The 16,652-nt window shown below is 61.4% G+C and carries 15 protein-coding genes, 1 other RNA gene and 1 pseudogene; 10 read left to right on the forward strand and 7 right to left on the reverse strand.

Going from position 1 to position 16,652, the window contains the following annotated elements; all coding sequences use genetic code 11:
• Together M0D67_RS17765 and M0D67_RS17770 are read right to left on the reverse strand one after the other, a co-directional pair.
• Positions 1-181, reverse strand: a pseudogene (locus tag M0D67_RS17765) (formate dehydrogenase); the annotation flags it as partial.
• Complete coding sequence (locus M0D67_RS17770; protein ID WP_154566297.1) at positions 178-663, reverse strand: NAD(P)H-dependent oxidoreductase subunit E; 486 nt, start codon at positions 661-663, stop codon at positions 178-180. The pseudogene M0D67_RS17765 and the gene M0D67_RS17770, both read right to left, overlap by 4 nt.
• A gap of 134 nt (positions 664-797) precedes the next feature.
• On the opposite strand from M0D67_RS17770, the gene M0D67_RS17775 reads away from it, so the two are divergent.
• Positions 798-1,877: a substrate-binding domain-containing protein gene (locus tag M0D67_RS17775; protein WP_154566298.1), complete on the forward strand. Its 1,080-nt coding sequence runs from the start codon at positions 798-800 to the stop codon at positions 1,875-1,877.
• A gap of 109 nt (positions 1,878-1,986) precedes the next feature.
• Positions 1,987-2,253, forward strand: coding sequence for a hypothetical protein (locus tag M0D67_RS17780; protein WP_154566299.1), 267 nt, complete (start codon positions 1,987-1,989; stop codon positions 2,251-2,253).
• 122 nt (positions 2,254-2,375) lie between these two features.
• Here M0D67_RS17780 and M0D67_RS17785 read toward each other — a convergent pair whose 3' ends face one another.
• From M0D67_RS17785 to ompA, 5 genes are all read right to left on the reverse strand, one after another.
• Positions 2,376-2,744 (reverse strand): hypothetical protein, encoded by a 369-nt coding sequence (locus M0D67_RS17785; protein WP_154566300.1) that lies wholly within the window; start codon positions 2,742-2,744, stop codon positions 2,376-2,378.
• Positions 2,745-2,989: 245 nt separating this feature from the next.
• Positions 2,990-3,359: a transfer-messenger RNA gene (ssrA, locus tag M0D67_RS17790) on the reverse strand.
• A gap of 190 nt (positions 3,360-3,549) precedes the next feature.
• The gene (locus M0D67_RS17795) at positions 3,550-4,263 is read right to left on the reverse strand and encodes an HAD family hydrolase (RefSeq protein ID WP_154566301.1); all 714 of its coding nucleotides are present in this window, start codon (positions 4,261-4,263) and stop codon (positions 3,550-3,552) included.
• Between the two features lie 33 nt (positions 4,264-4,296).
• Entirely contained in the window at positions 4,297-4,995 is a 699-nt protein-coding gene (ubiG, locus tag M0D67_RS17800; RefSeq protein WP_154566320.1) for a bifunctional 2-polyprenyl-6-hydroxyphenol methylase/3-demethylubiquinol 3-O-methyltransferase UbiG, read from the reverse strand.
• A 219-nt stretch (positions 4,996-5,214) separates the two neighbouring features.
• Positions 5,215-5,865, reverse strand: coding sequence for an outer membrane protein OmpA (ompA, locus tag M0D67_RS17805; RefSeq protein ID WP_097390093.1), 651 nt, complete (start codon positions 5,863-5,865; stop codon positions 5,215-5,217).
• Positions 5,866-6,411: 546 nt separating this feature from the next.
• Here ompA and gyrA point away from each other — a divergent pair.
• The 8 genes from gyrA to cmk all read left to right on the forward strand — a co-directional run bounded on the left by gyrA (position 6,412) and on the right by cmk (position 16,558).
• Complete coding sequence (gene gyrA, locus M0D67_RS17810) at positions 6,412-9,000, forward strand: DNA gyrase subunit A (RefSeq protein ID WP_266239325.1); 2,589 nt, start codon at positions 6,412-6,414, stop codon at positions 8,998-9,000.
• A gap of 123 nt (positions 9,001-9,123) precedes the next feature.
• Positions 9,124-9,726, forward strand: a complete 603-nt coding sequence (locus tag M0D67_RS17815; RefSeq protein ID WP_154566303.1) for a DUF2059 domain-containing protein — start codon at positions 9,124-9,126, stop codon at positions 9,724-9,726.
• Between the two features lie 356 nt (positions 9,727-10,082).
• The gene (gene serC, locus M0D67_RS17820; protein WP_154566321.1) at positions 10,083-11,165 is read left to right on the forward strand and encodes a 3-phosphoserine/phosphohydroxythreonine transaminase; all 1,083 of its coding nucleotides are present in this window, start codon (positions 10,083-10,085) and stop codon (positions 11,163-11,165) included.
• Positions 11,166-11,243: 78 nt separating this feature from the next.
• Positions 11,244-12,326 (forward strand): prephenate dehydratase, encoded by a 1,083-nt coding sequence (pheA, locus tag M0D67_RS17825; protein WP_154566304.1) that lies wholly within the window; start codon positions 11,244-11,246, stop codon positions 12,324-12,326.
• An 81-nt stretch (positions 12,327-12,407) separates the two neighbouring features.
• Positions 12,408-13,520 (forward strand): histidinol-phosphate transaminase, encoded by a 1,113-nt coding sequence (gene hisC / locus M0D67_RS17830; RefSeq protein WP_154566305.1) that lies wholly within the window; start codon positions 12,408-12,410, stop codon positions 13,518-13,520.
• A 51-nt stretch (positions 13,521-13,571) separates the two neighbouring features.
• On the forward strand, positions 13,572-14,513 hold the full coding sequence (locus M0D67_RS17835) for a prephenate dehydrogenase/arogenate dehydrogenase family protein (protein ID WP_168435966.1): 942 nt from the start codon (positions 13,572-13,574) through the stop codon (positions 14,511-14,513).
• A gap of 18 nt (positions 14,514-14,531) precedes the next feature.
• Positions 14,532-15,836, forward strand: coding sequence for a 3-phosphoshikimate 1-carboxyvinyltransferase (gene aroA, locus M0D67_RS17840; protein WP_233468701.1), 1,305 nt, complete (start codon positions 14,532-14,534; stop codon positions 15,834-15,836).
• A 35-nt stretch (positions 15,837-15,871) separates the two neighbouring features.
• Positions 15,872-16,558, forward strand: a complete 687-nt coding sequence (gene cmk, locus M0D67_RS17845; protein ID WP_171925368.1) for a (d)CMP kinase — start codon at positions 15,872-15,874, stop codon at positions 16,556-16,558.
• Positions 16,559-16,652: the final 94 nt, after the last annotated feature.

Here is a 16,652-nt window from a genome sequence, read left to right on the forward strand (position 1 = left end):
CTCGGCCTTCAGCCGTCGCAACTTCGACGAGCGGTTCGAGCCACAGCAAACCGCGTGAACCGTTGCGAACCAGTTCGATTGCAATGCCGCGACGTGCGGCTTCGGATTCGATCGCTTGAGCCAGAGCATCGGCGCCGAGCGCAAGCGCCGACGAATCGCAGGGAACGTAGATGCGCGTCATGCCGTCACCTCCACGCATTTGTTGGCGGCGGCAAAGAGCGCGTCGAATTTTTGCGGCGTCACTTTCGCGTGCAGCGTGCCGTTGACCATCATCGCCGGCGACAGCGCGCATTGGCCGAGGCAATAGACGGATTCCAGCTCGACCGTCTCGCCATGCCGATGCTCCGCGTCGAAACGGCAGCCGGTGTGCGCCTCGATATGCTGTGCGAGCGCCTCGGTGCCCATGCTGCGGCATGCTTCGGCGCGGCACAGTTGCACCGTGACGGGTGCGGCGGGCTGCGTGCGGAAGTGGTGGTAGTAGGTGATGACGCCATGCACTTCCGCGCGCGACAGGTTCATGGCACGTGCGAGAGGCGCAACCGTGTCGGGCGGCACGTAGCCGAGTTCGTCCTGAATGGCGTGCAGTACCGCTAGCAGCGACCTGCCCGGCTGCGCGTGACGCTGCACCAACTGCTCCGGCGCGACGGCGATGGAATCGTCCAAGTGGGGGCTCCTCCAAAGTCATATATGCACTTGTCATTCATAATGTGCGCACATATGCTTCGTATATTCGATATGGGATAGCCGAACAATAGGCGGGTGATACGCCTCGTGCAATAGGAAAGAGTTGAACATATATGATCAGGATCGAGTGCCAGGCGCAACTGGTTGTGAAGGGCCCGGATGGCCGTGAGGCAAGCCTGTCGGACGTCGTGCCGCTGCTGGCGCTGGTGGACGAATCCGGCAGCATCGCGCAGGCGGCGACGCTTAAGGGTTTGTCCTACCGCCACGCGTGGGGTTTGTTGCGCAGCATCGAGGAGCGTTTGGGTGGCCCGCTGATCGCGAAGGAGCGTGGGCGAGGTTCGGTGCTGTCCGAGCTCGGTCAGGCCGTGCTGCGCGCGCAGCGCCTGTGCGGCGAGCGGCTCGACGGCAACATGCAGGCGCTGGCGAGCGAAGTCGCCAGCGACCTGAACCGCTGGCTCGCGCCGGCTGCCGACGACGTGCGGATCTACGCGTCGCACGGTTACGCCGTGGCGGCGCTGGTGACGGCGCTGGTCGCAAACGACTTGCCGGTCGATATCAAATACCGCGACAGCGCGGACGCGGTGAGCGCGCTCGCCCGCGGCGAATGTGATCTGGCCGGCTTTCACTTGCCGCTAGGCGAGTTTCGCGCGGCATGCGCCGATACCTATCGGCGCTGGCTCGATCCGCAGCGTCACGTGCTCGTGCATCTGACGAAGCGCAAGCAGGGCCTCTTTCTCGGCAAGGGGAATCCAAAGGGCATCGGCGGCCTGAGCGATCTCGCGCGCGACGACATTCGCTTCGTCAATCGTCAGCCCGGTTCTGGGACGCGCATGCTGCTCGATCTCGCGCTACGAAAAGTCGGAGTCGATCCGGATCGGGTCAACGGCTATGCGTCGGCGGAACTCACGCACTCGGCGATCGCGGCGTTCGTGGCAAGCGGCATGGCAGACGTGGGTTTTGGCGTCGAGCCGGCGGCGCATCACTTCGGGCTCGACTTCATTCCGATCGTCGACGAAGACTATTACTTCGCCTGCGACCGCGCCCGCCTGGAGCGCGCGCCGCTCGCAACGGTGATCGGTTTGCTGCGCGGCGCGGCGTTTCGGCATGGCGTCGAACAGCTCGAAGGTTACGATCCACGCGACTGCGGCAAGCTGCTCGATCTCGATGTGGGACTTGGTCCAGGTGCGGTGTAAGCAACTGTAAACAAATTGGTGCCGTCGCCGCTGCGACGGGCGTTTGTTTGGGATAATCTCTATCCTTCCGCTTACGCCTTAACCGCGCGCTATGCCGCGCTGAACCGATATGAAAGTTCTTCTTCACGCATGTGCTGCGGCAGCGACGGCCGGGGTGCTTCTCGCCACCGCTTCGGTTGCTTTCGCACAGAATTCGCCGGGTGTGCCGGGCGGTATCCTGCAAGATCAGTTCCGTCTTGCCGAGCATCCGCAGATGCCATTTGCGGCGTCCGCGCCCTCGGACAAATTCCAGTCCAACAAAAAGTCAGCCATGCGCAAGCGCGGCGACAATGGCGATCCGAACGGGTGTAATTTGCAGTGTCCTAAAGACGAATAAGCGAATCAGCGCTTTCGTGTTCCGTTTTGTATTCGTTCGAGACGCCGGCTTGCAGCCGGCGTTTTCGATTGAGTGTTTTTATAAAGTCTCTCGGTTCTGGTCCGTCGTTCAGCGGCTATCGGTTATGGCTTCGCCGTGTGCCACATGTCCTTGAAGCCGTCCCCCTTCATGTCGCCCGCTTGCTTGTCGGCCGCGTAGCGATACAGTGGATGGCCTTTATAAGCCCATTGCTGTTTGCCGTCGGCCGACGGAATCACGGTCCAGTCGCCTGAGGGCTTGTCCGACGAACTCGCTACCGCAGCAGGCCAATAGCTCGTGCAGCCGCCGGTGCAGGCGCTCGTGCCGGGCGTGGTGTCTTTGTCGAAGGTATAGAGCGTCATGCCGTCCGCAGTGACGAAGCGGCCATCGACGATCTTCGGGGCTTCGGCAAAAGCAGTCTGCTGCAGTGCGAGGAGAGTCAGCGTGGAGAGGCAGAAGAGAGTCTTGCGCATGATGTCGGCTCCTGATTTTGGTGTTGGTCCCGCGCGGAACGCAGCGTGCGGTCGCGCGTGCGGAATAAACGATTGAAGGGATGCGTTTATTCCCTTGGCTTCACGCAGCTTTGATACGCGCCAGCAAAAAGGCCCGCTCGATGAGCGGGCCTTCTGTTTTATAGGTAGCCAACAAAAAACCCGCAAGCAGCAGGCCGCTTGCGGGTTTTGAGTGAGTCTTGATGGTGCAGCTTCAAACGATGTTCTGGTGGAGGCGGCGGGAATCGAACCCGCGTCCAGAAGCACTCTACGACTAGTTCTACATACTTAGTTCTGTCATTTGATTTAACCACCACGACGCGGACGAACACGCTGCGTGACGGCGATTCACTAGATTTTCGACCTTGGCGTCGTGACGCCGCCAAGACTTAACTGACGTATATGACCTCTGTCGGTATTGCTACCGGTCTTGCGACTCTAGCCCGTCAGTGAACTAGGCAGAGGACGGCGGCCCTTAGGCTGCCAGTGCGAACGTTTCGTCGTTTGCAGTTACGTTTTTCCCATTGATTAACGAGGTGACGGGTCCTCGGTATGCCCTAGCCGCTTCGCAACCCCTGTCGAAACCAGGTCGCCCCCGCGGTTCGTTGCCCAAAATGTCTGGGCCAGACGGAGATTTTACAATAGTTTGACGGCAACGTCCTGGCTGATTGCCTTGTTGTCGTGCCGTCTCGATGTGCTGCTGTGCCGTCGTGGCGAAGCGGCAACGCGCCGCGTTGCGTGCGCCGTGACTGACGCGTTCGCCGTATGCGCGCAGCCGCTCAGCCCTTCACTCGATGTCGCGTAGCAGCTTCTGCAATTCCGAGGGCGAGTGCACGACATGCTGCGCGTGCCATTGCGTCGGCGGAATGTCGTTGCCGCAGTAACCATAGGCGGCCGCGATGGTCTTCATGCCGGCCGCAAAACCCGCCTGCACATCGCGTAAATCGTCGCCGACGTAGACGATGCGCTCCGGCACCACATCCAGCTCACGTGCGGCGTGCAACAGGGGCGCGGGGTGCGGCTTCGAATGCGGGGTCGTGTCGCCGCTCACCACGCAGCCGGCGCGCTCTTCGAGGCCGAGTTGCGCGATCAGCGGCTCGGTGAGCCTTGCTACCTTGTTCGTCACGATGCCCCAGCGCACGCCCCGCGCGTCGAGATCGTCGAGCAATTCGGGAATGCCGGGAAACAGCGTGGTCTCGATACACAAGTCTGCTTCATAGTTGGCGAGAAACTCCTCGCGCATCGACGCGAACTCGTGATCCTCGGGGCCGATGCCGAAGGCCCCGCCGATCAGCCCGCGCGCACCCGCGGACGCGAGCGGCCGCAGGTCTTCGAGCGGCACCATCTGGAGGCTGCGATCATGGCGCATTTTGTTGACGGCGGCCGCAAGATCCGGCGCGGTATCGGCCAGTGTGCCGTCGAGGTCGAACAGGACAGCCTGGCAAAGACCGAGCGCGTCGTCGTTGTCTTCGCGTTGAGGCAGGGGCGTGGGATCGCTCATTGATTGGGTTGAGTCCGGGCAGGTCGGGGCGGATCAGACGTCGCGGCGGCAGGCGAGCATGTAGTTCACGCTCGTGTCGGCGGACAGCGTGAAATGCTTGCTGAGCGGGTTGTAAACGATACCTTTGATGTCGACCGTGCGCAGGCCGGCGGTGCGCACGAAGCTCGCCAATTCCGACGGACGGATGAAGCGCGCGTAGTCGTGCGTACCCTTGGGCAGCATCCGCGCGATATATTCGGCGCCGATCACCGCGAACAGATACGACTTCACGTTGCGGTTCAGCGTGGAGAAAAACACCCAGCCGCCGGGTTTCACGAGCGTTTTGCATGCTTCGACAATGGCGGCCGGTTGGGGCACGTGCTCGAGCATTTCCATGCAGGTGACGACGTCGTAAGTGCCCGGTTCGCGGGCGGCCAGTGCTTCGGCGGCGATTTCTTCGTAACTGACGGTTACACCACTTTCAAGGCTGTGAAGATCCGCCACGCCAAGCGCCTGGGTCGACAGGTCGATTCCTTTCACATGCGCCCCCAATCCCGCCATCGACTCCGACAGAATGCCGCCGCCGCAGCCGATATCCAACACGGTTTTGCCGGCGAGATGCGCGTGTGCGTCGATCCAGCTCAGGCGAATCGGGTTGAGTTCATGCAGCGGTTTGAATTCGGCATTCGGGTCCCACCAACGATGCGCGAGGTCGCTAAATTTCTGCAGTTCGTGGGGATCGGCGTTGGTCATGGCGGAAGCTGCCTCGATGAGAGCGTTGAGCGGGCGCTCGAGGATAAACCCTGAGTATATAGGCCGAGCGACGGGGCGGCAAAATGCCGCCCCGTCGCTGGCGCATCCTGTTCCGGCAGCTCGGGCGCGTGCTCGGAGGAGAAGGCGAGCAGCGTCCATAGCAGCGGCATAAAAAAAGCCCCGCCGAAGCGGGGCTTTGATACTGCGGTAATTTGTAGCTTACTGCTTCGAAGTACCGACAACTTCGACTTCCACGCGACGATCCGGTGCGAGGCAAGCGACGAGTTGCTTGTGGTTCTTCTGGTTGCAACCGGTCGTGACCGGGTTGCGCTTGCCCTTGCCTTCCGTATAGATACGGTTGGATTCGATGCCCTTGCTCACGAGGTACGACTTCACAGCTTGAGCGCGGCGCAGCGACAGGCGGTCGTTGTACTTGTCCGAACCGATACGGTCCGTGTAACCCGTTGCAACGATGACTTCCAGGTTCAGCGAGCCGACCTTCGATGCCAGATCGTCCAGCTTTTCCTTGCCAGCCGGCTTCAGGATGGCCTTGTCGAAGTCGAACAGAGCGTCAGCTTGATACGTAATCTTTTGGCTCGTAATAGCCGGTGCAGGAGGTGCAACCGGAGCCGGCGGGGTCGGAGCCTGGGCAACCAGGGCGCCATCGCACTTAGCGTTGGCCGTTGCCGGCGTCCAGAATGCATCGCGCCAGCAAAGCTCGTTCGTGCCGTTCATCCACACGTATTCGCCGGTACCATTCACCCAGTTGTCGTTCGTAGCTTGTCGCGACGCCGGCACCGATTGCGCCATGGCGGATGCAGCCATAACTGCGGTAGCTGCAATGAACGCGAGCTTTGAAAGTTTATTCATATTTCTCCTCTCGAAATTGAGATTACCGCAGGTTTACTGCGAGCCTGTTGACGAAGACAAGTCATACATTGCTCGAAGTATAACATCGGTGTAGAACAAAAAACGTGCTGTGTAGACTTCGAGCAGTGTCTAACTCTTTGTGCGTTGGCATTTTGCCATATCGTTCCCTTCCAACGATAAAAAAATCTGCCCCCAATCAAATCACCCTCCAATTGTGGTGCATGCGCAACAGAAGCAATCCGCTGTAGGCACCGCCAGTCATGGCTGAGCGGCGAATTGCCCCATGCACAAATCGAGCCTGCCCTGATTTCATCATGGGGCGTTCAGGCGCCGTTTCCGCTCGTCTGCTAATAGGTATACGTACCCCAGTCGGGGGCGGATGCGCGGCATGTTAGAATCGCGTGATGCGTTGCGCCTGCAATGCTTACGCGAAGGCGCGGCGAGTTGGGCTTCAAGCGAGCTTCACGCCGTCGCCTTGGCACGTAAAAGATACGGATAATGGATCAATTCGCCAAAGAGACTCTGCCAATCTCCCTAGAGGAGGAAATGCGCCGTTCGTATCTCGATTACGCGATGAGCGTGATCGTGGGGCGTGCGCTTCCCGATGTTCGCGATGGCCTGAAGCCGGTGCACCGGCGCGTGCTGTACGCGATGCACGAACTGAACAACGACTGGAACCGGGCGTACAAGAAGTCGGCGCGTATTGTCGGCGACGTCATCGGTAAATATCACCCGCACGGCGACACGGCTGTTTACGACACCATCGTCCGGATGGCGCAGAATTTCTCGCTGCGCTACATGCTGGTGGACGGTCAGGGCAACTTCGGTTCGGTCGACGGCGACAACGCCGCGGCAATGCGGTACACCGAAATCCGCATGGCAAAGATCGGCCACGAGCTGCTGGCCGATATCGACAAGGAAACCGTCGACTTCACGCCGAACTACGACGGCAGCGAAAACGAACCGGCCATCCTGCCGGCGCGTATTCCCAATCTGCTGATCAATGGCTCGTCCGGTATTGCGGTCGGAATGGCGACCAACATCCCGCCGCATAACCTCAACGAGGTTGTCGACGCATGTCAGCATCTGCTGAAAAACCCGGAAGCCACGATCGACGAACTGATCGAGATTATTCCGGCGCCTGACTTCCCGACCGCCGGCATCATCTACGGCGTGGCCGGCGTTCGCGACGGCTATCGCACCGGCCGCGGCCGCGTGGTGATGCGCGCGCTCACCCACTTCGAGGAAATCGACCGCGGTCAGCGCATGTCGATCATCGTCGACGAATTGCCGTACCAGGTGAACAAGCGCTCACTTCTGGAGCGCATCGCCGAACTGGTCAACGAGAAGAAGCTCGAAGGCATCTCCGACATCCGCGACGAATCCGACAAGAGCGGCATGCGCGTCGTGATCGAGTTGAAGCGCGGCGAAGTGCCGGAAGTGGTTCTCAACAATCTGTATAAGGCGACCCAGCTTCAGGACACCTTCGGCATGAACATGGTCGCGCTGGTCGACGGCCAGCCGAAGCTGCTGAACCTGAAGGAAATGCTGGCGTGCTTCCTGTCGCACCGCCGGGAAGTGCTGACGCGGCGCACTGTATACGAACTGCGCAAGGCCCGCGAACGCGGCCACGTGCTCGAAGGTCTGGCCGTCGCGCTCGCCAACATCGACGAGTTCATCGCGATCATCAAGGCCGCGCCGACACCGCCGATCGCCAAGCAGGAATTGATGGCGCGTCCGTGGGATTCGTCGCTGGTGCGCGAAATGTTGTCGCGCGCCGAGACGGAAAACGCGTCGGCCGGTGGTCGCGAGGCTTATCGCCCTGACGGTTTGAATCCGTCGTTCGGTATGCAGTCCGACGGCCTCTACCGCTTGTCCGACACCCAGGCTCAGGAAATCTTGCAGATGCGTCTGCAACGCCTGACGGGTCTGGAGCAGGACAAGATCATCGGCGAGTACCGCGAAGTGATGGCGCAAATCGCCGACCTGCTGGACATTCTGGCTCGCCCGGAACGCATTACGGCGATCATCGTCGAGGAACTGACGTCGATCAAAGCCGAATTCGGCGACGTGCGCCGCTCGAAGATCGAGCTGAACGCAACCGAGCTGAACACCGAAGACCTGATTACGCCGCAAGAGATGGTCGTGACCATGTCGCACGCCGGCTATGTGAAATCGCAGCCGCTGTCTGAATATAGTGCGCAGAAGCGGGGTGGTCGCGGCAAACAGGCCACGGCGATGAAAGAAGACGACTGGATCGATACGCTGTTCATCGCGAACACGCACGATCACATCCTGTGCTTCTCGAATCGTGGTCGCGTCTACAGCGTGAAGGTCTATGAGGTGCCGCAAGGTTCGCGGAACTCGCGCGGCCGTCCGATCGTCAATATCTTCCCGCTTCAGGACGGCGAGAAGATTACGGTTGTCTTGCCGGTAAAGGAATTTTCGGCTGACAAATTCGTCTTTATGGGCACCGCGCTAGGAACCGTAAAAAAGACGCCGTTGGAAGCCTTCAGCCGCGTGTTGCGCAAGGGTATTATTGCGGTCGGTCTGGATGACGGCGATTACCTGATCGGTGCCGCCATTACAGACGGCCAGCACGACGTGATGCTGTTCTCGGATTCGGGCAAGGCAGTTCGCTTCGACGAGAACGACGTGCGCCCGATGGGCCGCGAGGCGCGCGGCGTACGCGGCATGCAACTCGAAGACACCCAGAGCGTGATTGCGTTGCTGGTGGCCGGCGACGAGCAGCAGTCGGTGTTGACCGCGACCGAAAACGGCTACGGCAAGCGCACGCCGATCACTGAGTACACGCGTCACGGGCGCGGCACGAAGGGAATGATCGCGATCCAGACGTCGGAGCGTAACGGCAAGGTCGTCGCCGCCACGCTGGTGGATCAGGAAGCGCAGATCATGCTGATCACCAATACGGGCGTGCTGATTCGTACGCGCGTATCGGAAATTCGGGAAATGGGGCGCGCAACCCAAGGTGTTACACTCATCAGCCTTGACGAAGGGACCAAGCTTTCAGGTCTGCAACAGGTTGCTGAGGCGGAGGCCGATATCGATGTGGAAGGCGACACCGAAGGTCCTGCCGAAGGCGACAACGGCGGTGAAGACGGTGGTGCGGCCTGATTCGCGTCGGCAGCTTTCAGTCTCAGTTATTGGTTGAAAGCTGCGCAGGGAACAATGGCGTGTCGGGCCGATACGCATCCCGCGCAGCTTGCAGTTCAAGTTAATTTCTCTTAGGGAGTAATGATGCAAAAACGATTCAAACAACTGATGTTGCTGGCTGCTCTCGTGCCGACTTTCGCTATGGCTCAAGCTCTGCAGAGCTCGGCTCCGGCGGCCCCGGCTGCTGCCGCAGCACCGGTTGATCCGGCCAAGCAGGCTGCAATCAAGGACCTGCTGGATGCAATCGACGCACAGAAACTCGTCGGCGCGATCGGCAACAGTGCCCAGATGCAAGCCAAGCAGCTGGTTCCGGCTATCCTGTCGGACGCCCTGAGCGAAAACAAGACGATGACGGACAAGCAGAAGCAGGCTTCCGTCCCGACGCTGCAAAAGAACGCAGTGCCGAAGCTGGTTGACGGCGCAGGTCAAGTGTTCGCAACGGACAACTTCCGCCAGGACGCAATGCAAGCTCAGTACGACGCTTACGCGAAGTACTACAGCACGTCGGAAATCAAAGATCTGACCGCGTTCTACAAGAGCCCGACCGGCCGCAAGTTCATCCAGGTGCAAGACCAGGTTGGCCGCGACGTCGTGAATGGCTTGATGCAAAAGTACATGCCGCAATCGATCAAGGCAACGCGCGACCAGGCTGACAAGGAAGTCGCTTCGGTCAAGCCGGCTAAGTAAATTGGCTGGATGAGTTGGCTAAATGAGTTGACTAAATAAGCCAGCGAGTTGAGTCAAAAGGTCGAAAGGCTGCGCTGACATCGCGCTAGCCGCCGCTAGGCAAGCCATATGGCGTGCCGGGTTTGGCGGGTTGGCGGTGACAATGCGATAATGGCCGTTTGCGCACACGCGCAGGCGGCCATTTTCTTTTTGGGCGCGAAGATTTTGCCAAACGCGTGTCGCCCAACGCGCGTCGTCAAACTCTTGTTGTCGAGTTTCGCGTCGCAAACTTTGCAATGGCTGCCTTCGCGGCTGCTAACTTCGCCGATTTTTGCGCGATCTGTTCGTTTTTTCGCGCCAGCTTCCAGGATCTCACGATGCGCGTCTTTAATTTCTCCGCCGGCCCGGCTGCCATGCCCGAAGAAGTGCTGCGTCAGGCAGCCGACGAGATGCTCGATTGGCAGGGCAGTGGCATGAGCGTGATGGAAATGAGCCATCGCGGCAAAGAATTCATGTCGATCCACGAGGAAGCGCTCGTCGATCTGCGCGAGTTGCTCGAAGTGCCCGCCAGCCACCGGATTTTGTTCCTGCAAGGCGGCGGCCTGGGCGAAAACGCGATCGTGCCGATGAATCTGATGGGCGCGAAAGCGCGGGCGGATTTCGTCGTGACGGGGTCATGGTCGCAAAAGTCGTTCAAGGAAGCGCAAAAGTACGGCACTGTGCATCTGGCGGCGAGCGGTCAGACGGCCGAGGGCTTCACGCGCGCACCGGCTCGCTCGGAATGGCAACTGTCGGACGATCCGGCGTACGTGCATCTGTGTACCAACGAGACGATTCACGGCGTCGAGACGTTCGAGATTCCCGACCTCGGCGATATTCCGCTGGTGGCGGACGCCTCGTCGCACATCCTGTCGCGCCCGATGGACATCGCCAAATATGGCGTGCTGTTCGGCGGCGCGCAGAAGAACATCGGCATGGCGGGTGTAACCGTGGTGATCGTCCGTGAAGACATGCTGGGTCGCGCGCAGTCGGTCTGCCCGTCGGCGTTCGAATGGAAAACCGTCGCCGAGAACAATTCGATGTACAACACGCCGCCCACGTACGCGATCTACATCGCGGGCCTGGTGTTCAAGTGGTTGAAGAAGCAGGGCGGCCTTGCCGCGATGGAAGCGCGTAACCTCGAAAAATCGAAGCTGTTGTACGACACGATCGATTCGAGCAGCTTCTATCTGAACAAGGTCGAGCGTGGCTCGCGCTCGCGGATGAACGTACCGTTTTTCCTCGCCGACGAGTCGCGCAACGAAGATTTCCTGGCCGGCGCGAAAGCGCGGGGAATGGTGCAGCTAAAGGGCCACAAGTCCGTCGGCGGCATGCGGGCGTCGATTTATAACGCCGTCCCGCTCGAAGGCGTCAAAGCGCTTGTCGAATACATGAAGGAATTCGAACAGCGCAGCGCCTGATCGTCTTCGATATTCAGGCACGCGCATCCTTTCCAGCACGCATTTGTGCAGCAGCTACCGGCAGGGCCGTTTTCACGCATGGACGACGAACTCAATACCCGACTCAAACCCCTTCGCGAACGCATCGACGCGCTCGACGCGCAACTGATCGCGCTTCTCAATCAGCGTGCCGCGGTGGCGCTCGAAGTGGGCGAGGTGAAGAAGCATTTCAACGCGCCGGTGTTCCGCCCCGAGCGCGAGCAGCAGGTGATCGCGCGCTTGCAGGATATGAGCGACGGCCCGCTGGCCAGCGAGCATATCAGCGCGATCTGGCGCGAGATCATGGCCGCGAGCCGCGCGCTCGAAAAGAGCATCAAGGCCGCGTATCTCGGGCCGGTTGGTACGTACAGCGAACAGGCGATGCACGAGTACTTCGGTCAGTCGATCGAAGGTCTGCCGTGCCCGTCGATCGACGAAGTATTTCGCTCGGTCGAAGCAGGCGCCGCCGAATTTGGCGTTGTGCCGGTCGAGAATTCGACCGAAGGCGCGGTGTCGCGCACGCTCGATCTGCTGTTGCAAACCCAGCTCACGATCGGCGGCGAACTGGCGCTGCCGATTCACCACAATCTGTTGACGCTGGGCGGCGGCCTCACCGGCGTGACCCGCGTATGCGCGCATGCACAGGCGCTCGCCCAGTGCCAGGGCTGGCTCGCGACCAACGCGCCGCACCTCGAGCGCCAGGCGGTGTCGAGCAATGCCGAAGCCGCGCGCATGGCAGCGGACGATCCGACGGTCGCCGCGATCGCCGGCGATCGCGCCGCCACGCATTACGGTCTGCAGGTCGCGTATGCCCTCATCCAGGACGATCCGCACAACCGCACGCGTTTCGTGATGATCGGCAAGGAGCGCACCGGCGTCAGCGGGAGCGATCAGACGTCGTTGATCGTTTCGGTGGCGAACGAGCCGGGCGCCGTGTTCAAGTTGCTGGAGCCGTTGGCGCGCCACAGCGTTTCCATGACCCGTTTCGAGTCGCGCCCGGCGCGCGTCGGCACGTGGGAGTACTACTTCTATATCGACGTCGAAGGCCATCGCGATGAGCCGGCGGTTGCCGCCGCACTCACCGAACTCGGTCAGAAGGCCGCGTTCCTGAAGATACTCGGCTCGTATCCGCGTGCTCGTTGATGTCGGCCCAGGTGCGTGCATGTCGCCTGGGCGCGCCTGTCGCAGATTCACTTACTACTAATTAGTCGTTCGGAGATTTTCATGACAACGTCCTTCGGTCCTTCCTATGTGCGCGCGATCGCGCCTTACATCGCCGGCAAGCCGATTTCGGAAGTGGCCCGCGAGTTTGGCCTCGACGAAGCGACCATCGTGAAGCTCGCGTCGAACGAAAATCCGCTCGGCATGCCGGAATCGGCGCAACGCGCCATGGCGCAAGCGGCCAGCGAACTCGGCCGCTATCCGGACGCGAATGCATTCGAACTGAAGGCAGCGCTGAGTGAGCGTTACGGCGTGCCGGCCGAGTGGGTCACGCTCGGCAACGGCAGCAACGACATTCTCGAAATTGCCGCGCATGCGTTCGTCGAGAAGGGCCAGTCGATCGTCTACGCGCAATATTCGTTCGCGGTCTACGCGCTCGCCACGCAAGGCGTGGGCGCAAATGCGATCGTCGTACCGGCCGTCAAATACGGCCACGACCTCGACGCGATGCTCGCGGCGATTACCGACGACACTCGCCTGATTTTCGTCGCGAACCCGAACAACCCGACCGGCACGTTCATCGAAGGCGCGAAGCTCGAAGCGTTTCTCGACAAGGTGCCGCGCAACGTGGTCGTCGTGCTCGACGAGGCGTACACGGAATATCTGCCGGAGGAAAAGCGCTACGACTCGATCGCGTGGGTGCGCCGCTATCCGAATCTGCTGGTCTCGCGCACGTTTTCGAAGGCGTTTGGCCTGGCGGGCCTGCGTGTCGGCTTCGCGATTGCGCAGCCTGAATTGACCGATCTGCTGAACCGTCTGCGTCAGCCGTTCAACGTGAACACGCTGGCGCAAGCCGCGGCGATCGCGGCGCTGAACGACAAGGCGTTTCTGGAAAAGAGCGCGGCCCTGAATGCGCAGGGCTATCGTCTTTTGACCGAAGCCTTCGACAAACTCGGCCTCGAGTATGTGCCGTCGGACGGCAATTTCGTGCTGGTGCGCGTCGGCAATGACGACACAGCCGGCAACCGCGTCAACCTCGCGTTGCTGAAGCAGGGCGTGATCGTTCGTCCGGTTGGCAACTACGGTTTGCCGCAATGGCTGCGCATCACGATCGGCCTGCCGGAAGAAAACGAAGCGTTCCTCGCGGCGCTCGAAAAGTCGCTCGCCACCGCGTAAGCGGTTGACTTTGACCCGCGCGCCTCACTTTATGAAAGGCGCGCTTTTTCAGTGACCGACGTGGCCGCGTTTTCTTTTAATAAGCTGGTGATTTTCGGTGTCGGCCTGATCGGCGGATCGCTCGCGCGCGCGCTGCGTGAACGCGGCGAGCCGGCAGGTGCGCGAACCGTGGTCGGTGTCGGGCGTTCGTCTGCGTCGACGGCGCGCGCGCTCGAGTTGGGTGTGGTCGATGAAGCCGCAGCGTTGGGTGACGACGCGGCATTGCGTGCGGCGTTGTCCGGTGCGGATTTCGTGCTGCTTGCCGCACCTGTCGCGCAGACCCTGCCGCTGCTCGAACGTATTGCGCCGTTTCTCGACGCAGGCACGATCGTCACCGATGCCGGCAGCACCAAGTCCGACGTGGTGGCTTCCGCGCGCGCGGCGCTCGGCGCACGCATAGGCCAGTTCGTGCCGGGGCATCCGATTGCCGGCCGTGAGGCGAGCGGTCCGGATGCGGCGTTGCCCGATCTGTACGTGAATCGCAATGTCGTGTTGTGTCCGCTGCCGGAGAACGCGCCGGAGGCGGTCGAGCGCGTTGCCGCGATGTGGCGTGCAACCGGCGCCTGTGTGCGGGAGATGACGCCCGAGCAGCATGACCGCGTGCTCGCATCGGTCAGCCATTTGCCGCACGTTTTGTCTTTCGCGCTGGTCGAGCAGATTCTCAATTCGCCCGACGCCGCGCTGAAATTCTCATTCGCCGCCGGCGGCTTCCGTGACTTCACGCGCATTGCCGCGTCGAGCCCGGAAATGTGGCGCGATGTGTGCGTGGCGAATCGCGCCGCGCTGCTCGACGAGCTGGATGCCTACACAGCGGTGCTCGCGCGCTTGCGCGCGGCGATCGAAGCCGGCGACGGCGCCGCGCTTGAAGCCGTGTTCGCGCGCTCGCGCGTCGCGCGCAGCGAATGGCAGGAACAGCGCACTGCGGGGGCCGCCCTCGGCGACGCCTCGAAATAACCGGAACTGGACTCAATCATGGAATTCCTCGATCTCGGACCATTTTCCCGTGCGTCCGGCACGGTTCGTTTGCCCGGCTCGAAAAGCATTTCGAATCGTGTGCTGCTGCTCGCGGCACTCGCCGAAGGCGAAACGACGATCACGAACCTGCTCGACTCGGACGACACCCGCGTGATGCTCGACGCGCTCGAAAAGCTCGGTGTGCGCTTGAAGCGCGAAGGCGACACCTGTGTCGTGAGCGGCACGCGCGGCGCGTTCACGGCGCGCACGGCCGATCTGTTTCTCGGTAATGCCGGCACGGCGGTGCGTCCGCTGACCGCGGCGCTCGCGGTGAATGGCGGCGACTATCGCATTCACGGTGTGCCGCGTATGCACGAGCGGCCGATCGGCGATCTGGTCGACGGTTTGCGGCAGATCGGTGCGAAGATCGACTACGAAGAGAACGAAGGCTATCCGCCGCTGCGGATTCGGCCGGCGCAAATCACAGCCGACGCGCCGATCCGCGTGCGCGGCGACGTGTCGAGCCAGTTCCTGACTTCGCTGCTGATGACGTTGCCGCTGTTGCGCACGGAAAGCGGCGTGACGACCGTACAGGTGGACGGCGAGCTGATCTCGAAGCCGTACATCGAGATCACGATCAAGCTGATGGAGCGCTTCGGCATCAAGGTGGAGCGCCATGAATGGCACCGGTTCATCGTGCCGGCGGGGCAGCGCTATCAGTCGCCGGGCACGATCATGGTGGAAGGCGACGCGTCGTCGGCGTCATATTTTCTCGCGGCCGGCGCGCTCGGCGGCGGGCCGTTGCGGGTGGAAGGCGTGGGCCGCTCCAGCATCCAGGGCGACGTCGGTTTCGCCGATGCGCTCATCAAGATGGGTGCGAACCTGCAAATGGGGGACGACTGGATCGAAGTGCGTGGCGTCGGTAACGACAACGGCAAGCTCGATCCGATCGACATGGATTTCAACCTGATTCCCGATGCTGCGATGACGATCGCCATCGCCGCGCTATTCGCGGACGGCACGACCACGCTGCGCAACATCGCGAGCTGGCGTGTGAAGGAAACCGACCGGATCGCCGCGATGGCCACCGAGCTGCGCAAGGTCGGCGCGAAGGTGCAGGAGGGCGAGGATTTCCTCGTCGTCACGCCGCCCGGAAAACTGATTCCGAACGCTTCGATCGACACCTACGACGATCACCGCATGGCGATGTGCTTCTCGCTCGTGAGCCTGGGCGGCGTGCCGATCCGGATCAACGACCCGAAGTGCGTCGGCAAGACGTTCCCTGACTATTTCGAGCGCTTCACCGCGCTCGCTCAACCCTGATTCGCTCCTGAATCGACTGACGTGCGACTTTTTCGATGAAACCGATCCGTCCCTTTCACCAAACGCCCGTCATTACGATCGACGGCCCCAGCGCCTCGGGCAAAGGCACCGTGGCCGCGCTGGTTGCCGCGAATCTCGGCTTCCATTTGCTGGATAGCGGCGCGCTGTACCGGCTCGCCGCGCTGGCCAGCATGCGCTACAACATCGTGGCGGATGACGTCGACGCGCTTGTAAAACTGATCGACGATCTGCACATCACCTTTCGCGAGGGGTTGGCGCAGCTCGACGGCGCCGACGTATCCGCTGACATTCGTGCCGAGGAAGTTGGCAGCCGGGCCTCGGCGATTGCCGTGCACGCGCCCGTGCGAACCGCGCTGGTGGCCCGTCAGCGGGCTTTCCGTAAGGAACCGGGGCTGGTCGCCGACGGCCGCGACATGGGCACGGTGATCTTCCAGGACGCCGTGCTGAAGGTGTTTATGACCGCCAGCGTCGAGGCCCGTGCGGCGCGCCGGCATAAGCAATTGATCCAAAAAGGATTTTCTGCTAATATAGATGACTTGCTCCGGGATTTGCGTGAGCGCGACGAGCGTGACAGTCAGCGCACGGCCGCGCCGCTCAAGCCCGCAGCGGATGCAAAGCTGCTTGATACCTCCGCATTGTCGGTCGACCAGGCGGTCGAACAGGTGGTGCAGTGGTATGAAGCATGGGTCCCGCATGCCTGATGTCCGAGTGGCATCTGAGCGGTGGGCGCAGTAGAAGTAGCGTTGTCAGTAGGTGCTCCGCGAGTGTCGTGGAGCGTGTATTAACCCCTTAACC

The organism is Paraburkholderia sp. SECH4 (assembly GCF_030511745.1).
Classification (GTDB): domain Bacteria; phylum Pseudomonadota; class Gammaproteobacteria; order Burkholderiales; family Burkholderiaceae; genus Paraburkholderia; species Paraburkholderia madseniana.